Genomic DNA, 5119 nt, shown 5'->3' with positions numbered 1-5119 from the left:
TGCGGCATGGTGTGGTGCCGCCGACGTTGCATGTGGATGAGCCGAGCAGTCATGTGGACTGGTCGTCGGGTGCGGTGGAGTTGGCGAGGGAGCGGGTGGCGTGGCCGGGGGAGGGGCTGCGGCGTGCTGGGGTGTCTTCGTTCGGGATCAGTGGCACGAACGCGCACGTGATTCTGGAGCAGGCTCCGCAGGAGGTGCAGGACAGCCCCACGGGGCAGGACAGTCCTGTGGGGCGGGACTCTGTCGGCGTACTGCCGTGGTTGGTGTCGGCCAAGTCGCCCGCCGCGTTGCGCGATCAGGCGGCCCGGCTGCGGGAGCACGCGGCGACGCAGGTTACGGACGTGGCCGGGACGGCGGTGGCACTGGCCACCGCGCGTACGGCGTTCGAACACCGTGCGGTGGTCCTCGCCGAGGACACCGAAGGATTCGCGGCGCTCCTCGACACACTGGCCGACAAGGGCACCACCGGCCGCCACCTCGTCCACGGCACGGCCCGGCCCGGCGCCAAGACCGCCTTCGTGTTCGCGGGGCAGGGTGCACAGTGGGCGGGCATGGGACGGCAGTGGTACGAGCGACTGCCCGCGTTCGCCGAGGCGTTCGACGCCGTCTGCGCGGCCGCCGATCCGCAGCTCGACATCCCGCTCGCGGACGTGGTCCTCACCGGCTCCGCCGAGCGCCCCTCCGCCGAGGGCCTCTCCACCGAGCACCCCTCCGGCCACGCGGACCTCATCCACCGCACCCGCTACACCCAGGTCGCCCTCTTCGCCGTCGAGGTCGCGCTGTGCCGCACGCTGGAGACGTGGGGCGTACGCCCGGACGTCGTACTGGGCCACTCCATCGGTGAGATCGCCGCCGCCCATGTGGCCGGGGTGCTCTCCCTGGAGGACGCGGTCACCCTGGCCGTCGCCCGCGGCGCCCTCATGCAGCGACTCCCGGACGGCGGCGCCATGCTGGCGCTCGACGCCACCCGTGCCCAGGCCGAAGGATGGCTGCGCGCCCTGCCCGAGCGGCACCGGCACCAGGTGGCCGTCGCCGCGGTCAACGGCCCCTCCGCCGTCGTCGTGTCCGGCGCGGCGGACGCCGTGGACCTGGTGGCCGACGCCGCCGGACAGGCCGGCCGCCGCACCCGCAGGCTCCAGGTCAGCCACGCCTTCCACTCGCCGCTGATGGAGCCCATGCTCGACGAGTTCCGCTCCGTGCTCTCCCGGCTCACCTTCTCCCGCCCCGCCGTCCCCATGGTGTCCACCGTCACCGGGGAGCCCGTGACGGACGACATCACTTCCCCGGACTACTGGGTGCGGCACGCCCGCCAGGCCGTCCGCTTCCAGGACGCCGTCCGCGCCGTGGAAACCCGCGTGGACGCCTTCCTGGAGATCGGGCCGCACGCCGTCCTCACCCGGCCCATCGAAGACAGCCTTACGGACGGCAGCCTCACCGAGGGGCGCTCCGTCACCGTCACCTCCGTAGCGCACCGCGAGCGGCCCCAGGTCGCCGCGCTGCTGCGCGCGGTCGGCACCCTGTGGACCCGCGGCGTCGACGTGGACTGGCGTGCGCTCCTGCCCGCGGTCCCCGCCTGCCCGGACCTGCCCACGTACCCCTTCGAACGCCGGCGCTTCTGGCCCCGCAGCTCGCCGCGCCGTGCCGGCGACGTGACCGCCGCCGGACTCACCGGGCTCGATCACCCGCTGCTCGGCGCCGCCGTCAGCGTCGCCGACGGCGGCCCGGCCGGTGGCTCGGTGCTCACCGGGCGGCTGTCGCTCACCACCCACCCCTGGCTCGCCGACCACGCCGTCGTGGGCGCCGTGCTCCTGCCGGGAACCGCCTTCGTCGAACTCGCCCTGCGCGCAGGGCAGAACGTCGGCTGCGGCCAGATCCGCGACCTCACCCTGGAGACCCCACTCGTCCTCGCCCCCGAGGGCGCCGTACAGATACAGGTCGGCGTGGGCCCCGCCGACGACGAAGGGCACCGCCCCGTCGTCGTGCACTCGCGGCCCGAACCGGCCGACGACGGGACCAACGGCGCCGACCCCGAGTGGACCCGGCACGCCCAGGGCGTCGTCGCCCCGCCATCCCCCGGCCCCGGGCCCGACGACTTCGGCCCGGTCACGGGCGACGTGTGGCCGCCCCGGGGCGCGGCCCCCATCGACACCGAGGACTTCTACCCCGCACTGGCCGAGCAGGGCTACGCCTACGGCCCCACCTTCCAGGGGCTGCGCAGGGCCTGGCGGCGCGGCGGCGACTTCTTCGCCGAGGTGGAGCTGCCCGAGGGCGCGGCGGACGACGTCGCGGGCTTCGGCGTCCACCCCGCCCTGCTGGACGCCGCCCTGCACGGCATCGGGCTCGGCGGCGTGGTCGAGGACGCCGAGAACACCGCGCGGCTGCCGTTCGCCTGGTCCGGCGTGCGGCTGTGGGCGAGCGGCGCCCGCACCGTCCGCGTCTGGCTGGCGACCGCGGGCACCGCCGCCGTACGCGTCCGGATCGCGGACGCCGCGGGCGCCCCCGTCGTGGGCATCGACGAACTCGTCCTGCGGCCGGTCTCCGAGACCCCCGCCGGCCCGGCGCGGGCGGTGGTCGCGGAGTCGCTGTTCACCGAAGCCTGGGAGCCACGGCAACCCGGGCAGTCCAGGCACCCCGGGCAGCCCCGGCAGCAGACCGCCCGGGACGCCGCCGCGAGCGGGGCTCCGTCGGCCCCGCCGGTCTGGAGCGCGGACACCTCCCTCGACGAGCTGGCCGCAGCCGTGGCCGACGGCGCGGACACCGTGCTCCTGGACTGCACGGAACAGGGCGGTGCCGACCCCGGCGCCGACCCGCTCGACGAGGTACGGGCCCGCGTGGGCCACGCCCTGGAGCGGATACGCGTATGGCTGGCGCACGACGCGCTCGCCCCGGCCCGGCTGACCGTCCTGACCAGGGGCGCCGTCGAAGTGCACCCCGGCGACGGCGCCGACCCCGCCCAGGCGGCGGTGCGCGGCCTGGTGCGCTCGGCCCGCTCCGAACACCCTGGCCGGTTCGCGCTGCTGGACCTCGAACCCGGCACCGACCTCACCGACCTCACCTCTCCCACCGACCTCGCTGACCTAACCTCTCCCACCGGCCTCACCGATCCCACCGACGCCCCCTGGCCCGCCGTGCTCGCCGCGCTCGCCGACGAGGAGACCGAGACCGCCGTACGGGGCGGCAGCGTCTTCGTCCCGCGCCTGGTACGCACCGCGCCCGACGCCGAGACCCCCGCCCCGTACTCCGGACAGGGCACCGTCCTGATCACCGGCGGCACCGGAGTCATCGGCTCCGCCGTGGCCCGTCACCTGGTCACGGCCCACGGCGTACGGGACCTGGTGCTCGCCGGACGGCGGGGCGCCGACGCCCCGGGAGCAGCCGAACTGGGCGCTGAACTACGCGAACTGGGCGCCGACGTACGACTGGCCGCCTGCGACGTCTCCGACCGGTCCGCCCTCGCCGAACTCCTCGACTCCCTCCCGGAGCTGCGCGGCGTGGTCCACGCGGCGGGCGTCCTCGACGACGGCATGGTCACCGCGCAGACCACCGAGCGCCTGGACACGGTGCTGCGGCCCAAGGCGGACGCCGCCTGGCACCTGCACGAGCTGACCCGCGATCGTGACCTCGAACTCGAACTGTTCGCGCTGTTCTCCTCCGCCGCCGGTGTCTTCGGCTCCCCGGGACAGGCCAACTACGCCGCAGCCAACACCTTCCTGGACGCACTCGCCCGCCACCGCCGCGCCGCCGGACTGCCCGCGCACTCGCTGGCCTGGGGTCTGTGGGCCGACCTCAGCGCCATGACCGGCACCCTGAGCGACACCGACCTGGGCAGGCTCACCCGCGGCGGGCTGCGGGCCCTGACCGCCGACGAGGGCCTCGCCCTCTTCGACGCCGCGATCCGGCTGCCCGCACCCGTCGCCGTTCCCGTACGACTGGACCTGCGCGGTCGGACCGACCCGCCCGCGCTGCTGCGCAACCTGGTCAGGGCCTCCCCGCGCCGCGCCTCCGCCACACCGACGGCCGCCCCGTCGGCCTGGCGCGACCGGCTGCTCGGCATGCCGGCGGCGGAGCGGTCGGCCGCCCTCGTCGAGGTGGTGCGCGAGCACGTCGCCACCGTGCTCGGCCACGCCACGCCCGAGGACGTGGCGCCCGAGCAGTCCTTCGACGCCCTCGGCTTCGACTCGCTGACCGCCGTCGAACTGCGCAACCGCCTCGCCGAGTCCACCAAGGTCCAGCTGCCCACCACCCTCGTCTTCGACTACCCGAGCCCCCAGGCGCTCGCCGGCTTCCTGGACGAGGCGCTGGCAGGCCCCGCGGACCGGGGCGCCCGCATCGAACAGGCACGCCCCACCGACAGCGACCCCATCGCCATCGTCGGCATGTCCTGCCGCTACCCCGGCGGCGTAGGCTCCCCCGAGGAGCTGTGGGAGCTGGTCCTCGGCGGCCGTGAGGGCATCGGCGGTTTCCCCGCCGACCGCGGCTGGGACCTCCAGCGGCTCTACGACCCGGAGGTCGGGCGCACGGGCAGCACGTACGTCCGCGAGAGCGGGTTCCTCTACGACGCGGCCGAGTTCGACGCCGGTTTCTTCGGTATCTCCCCGCGCGAGGCCGCCACCATGGACCCCCAGCACCGGCTGCTCCTCGAAGCCTCGTGGGAGGCCATCGAACGCGCCGGGATCGACCCGACGAACCTGCGGCACAGCAGGACCGGCGTCTACACCGGCCTGATGCACCACGACTACGTCGCCAGGCTCCAGGAGATCCCCGAGGAGATCGCCGGCTACCTCAGCAACGGCACCGCGGGCAGCGTCGCCTCGGGCCGCATCGCCTACACCCTCGGCCTGGAGGGCCCGGCCGTCACCATCGACACGGCCTGCTCCTCCTCCCTGGTCGCCCTGGACATGGCGGTGTCCGCGCTCCGGAGCGGCACCTGCGACCTGGCGCTGGCCGGCGGCGTCGCGGTGATGGCGACTCCAGGGGTGTTCACGGAGTTCGGCAAGCAGGGCGGGCTCGCTCCGGACGGACGCTGCAAGGCGTTCGCGGAGGGGGCCGACGGCACCGCCTGGGGTGAGGGCGTCGGGGTGCTGCTGGTGGAGCGTCTTTCGGACGCGCGGCGCAACGG

General features: G+C 75.1%; 1 protein-coding gene. It reads left to right on the top strand.

Translation table 11 applies throughout. From position 1 onward, the window contains the following. Window positions 1–11 precede the first annotated feature (11 nt). On the top strand, window positions 12–5119 hold a 5108-nt coding region (locus ACWDVB_RS40075), incomplete at its 3' end, for an SDR family NAD(P)-dependent oxidoreductase (RefSeq protein WP_451612059.1).

This window comes from Streptomyces sp. NPDC003379, assembly GCF_053589195.1.
The sequence above is the reverse complement of the archived record's forward strand: the minus strand, read 5'-3'. Positions and strand labels throughout refer to the sequence as shown.